Source organism: Mycobacterium sp. IS-1264 (genome assembly GCF_001954195.1).
Taxonomy (GTDB): domain Bacteria; phylum Actinomycetota; class Actinomycetes; order Mycobacteriales; family Mycobacteriaceae; genus Mycobacterium.
Genome location: NZ_MBES01000022.1, coordinates 1 through 898 on the forward strand (window position 1 = coordinate 1; position 898 = coordinate 898).

General features: G+C 61.0%; 1 protein-coding gene and 1 pseudogene. One reads left to right on the forward strand and one right to left on the reverse strand.

What is annotated here, in order from left to right:
* Positions 1-188, reverse strand: a pseudogene (locus tag A5744_RS05645) (serine/threonine protein kinase); the annotation flags it as partial.
* 123 nt (positions 189-311) lie between these two features.
* Here A5744_RS05645 and A5744_RS05650 point away from each other — a divergent pair.
* Positions 312-898: serine/threonine-protein kinase (locus A5744_RS05650; protein ID WP_139331244.1), on the forward strand; the 587-nt coding region annotated here is incomplete at its 3' end.

Here is an 898-nt window from a genome sequence, read left to right on the forward strand (position 1 = left end):
AAGTCGGCCTCCCTGATGAACCGATCCCGGTAGTCGGGTTGACTGGATAGCTGGTCGTTCAGAATCTTGAGGGCGTCCCGCCGCGGCAACCGTGGGTGCTGAGCGAGGTAGACATCACCCATCGCACCGGTCCCTAATAGCGACACGATGGTGTAGCCGGCGAACGAGGCACCGCTCATCAACGGCATGCGCAAATGTTAACGACGCCCATCGCCGGTTGTTCAAGAATGCACCGCTACGCACTATCCCGAGTCGACGCTGTTTTTGTCGGAGTGTCACTGGTCAGCCGCTGCGCTTGTAGTATGCGGCGCATGCCGCTAGAGGAAGGGGCGGATTTCGCCGGGTTCACCGTGGTGCGGCTGTTGGGCAGCGGCGGAATGGGTGATGTCTACCTCGCTCAGCACCCACGGTTGCCGCGGCGGGACGCCCTCAAGATTCTGAACGACCAGCTATCCAGTCAACCCGACTACCGGGATCGGTTCATCAGGGAGGCCGACTTGGCGTCGTCGCTGTGGCATCCACACATCGTTGAGGTGTATGACCGGGGCGAATTCGAGGGTGATTTGTGGATCGCGATGCGCTACGTCGACGGGTTCGATACCCGTCGAGTGCTTCGGGAAAGCTGTCCGTCCGGAATGCCGGCTGCCGATGCGCGGACCGTAATTGCCGGCGTCGCCAGCGCGCTGGATTATGCCCACCAGAAAGGCCTGCTGCACCGCGATGTCAAGCCGGCCAATATCCTGCTGACCCGTCCACAGGGCGGAAAGCAACGTATCTTGTTGACCGACTTCGGCATTGCCCGCAATCGGGACGAGATCAGTGGTCTTACACAGACAAACATGACCGTTGGTACGGCCGCCTACGCAGCGCCCGAACAGTTGATGGGCGGCCACATCGA